The sequence below is a fragment of the Treponema sp. R6D11 genome (assembly GCF_054786075.1).
In genome coordinates this window covers 1-1297 of record NZ_BDHD01000351.1, presented here as the reverse complement: position 1 = coordinate 1297, position 1297 = coordinate 1, and the positions used below count along the sequence as shown (strand labels likewise).

Here is a 1297-nt window from a genome sequence, read left to right as displayed (position 1 = left end):
ACTTAATAGCTTCTTGTTTTAAACTGAGGTAGATAGCGGACAATTCATCGCTTTGATTTTCAGGAAGAACGGAAACAAGATCCAAGAATTGCCCTTTTGAGTCAAGATTTTCAGATAAACTCTCCTGATGGTCTAAAAATAAGACGGCTCAAGCCGTATTACAAAATTATGCTAAAAACGCCCAAAAAGGTCAATAGCCGTTTTTAAGTCTAAAGTTTGATTTTTCGATAATATCTTGACATTTTTTCATGTTTTTACTAAATTCGATTAAGACAAAAAAGTCTCCTTCGTCTAGGGGTTAGGACACGAGGTTTTCATCCTCGCAACAGGGGTTCGATTCCCCTAGGAGATGTGCGAAAAACAAAAAAAGACCCGGAAGGGTCTTTTTTTGTTTTTCGCGGGAGTTTCGCGAGGCGAAACTCCATGCTTGTGGGGGAATCGAACCGGAGCGCTCCTTGAAAAATCCCAACGCGCAAGCGTTGCCTTAATAAAAAGTCGGCGCAGGACGCGCCGGGAGCGCGCAGGCGGTCTGAAGGGCGCAGACAGGAGTCTGCGTCCTTCAGACGATTCCCCTGCCTCAAAATGCAAACTTTTTACGCTTATCCCTCTTGGGTTCGCTACTTGTTCGCTCTTATCCCTCTTGGATTCGCTCTTGGTTCGTGTGGTTCGTGGTAAATTTCTTGGTCAAAATTTCATGTTTTTTGCTAATTTTCTTTCTAATTCAACCCTAAAAACCCGCCGATACATATAAAGAGGTATAGTCATGATTTATGAAAAATGCAGGGATATCCTGCTTCAGGAATGTGAATTGATTCAAAACGCGGTCAATGAGCAGGACAAGATACGCCAGGCTGTTTCAAACCGCGATTGGGCTGTCTTTGAAGACCATTTAACAGTTATGAACTCAATCGAAAACAAGATAGCGTCTCTGGAAAAAAAGCGCGAACAACTTTTTGCCGTTTTTAAAACGCTTATACATCAACAGAGTTTTTCTGAAAATCTTGACTCAAAAGGGCAATTCTTGGCTCTTGTTTCCGTTCTTCCTGAAAATCAACGCGATGAATTGTCCGCTATCTACCTCAGTTTAAAACAAGAAGCTATTAAGTTACGCACGGCTAACGAAATGTTATTTGCGTATTTGTCGGGAATAAAATCGACGTTAAAAGAATTTTTTGATCTTGCGTTCCCGGAAAGAGGCGGAAAAATGTACACAAAAGAGGGAATGCATTTTTCAAATGATATGCACAGTATGTTGTTAAATCGCAGTTTTTAAGAGGAGAATAAAATGACTTCGACA

The 1297-nt window shown here is 40.9% G+C and carries 1 protein-coding gene and 1 tRNA gene; both read left to right on the top strand.

What is annotated here, in order from left to right; all coding sequences use genetic code 11:
* The first annotated feature begins 280 nt into the window (after nt 1–280).
* Nucleotides 281–352 (top strand) — tRNA-Glu (locus ACYVTD_RS13040).
* Between the two features lie 411 nt (nt 353–763).
* A complete protein-coding gene (locus ACYVTD_RS13035) occupies nt 764–1273 on the top strand; it encodes a hypothetical protein (RefSeq protein WP_461248174.1) in 510 nt (169 codons plus the stop codon).
* Nucleotides 1274–1297 lie beyond the last annotated feature (24 nt).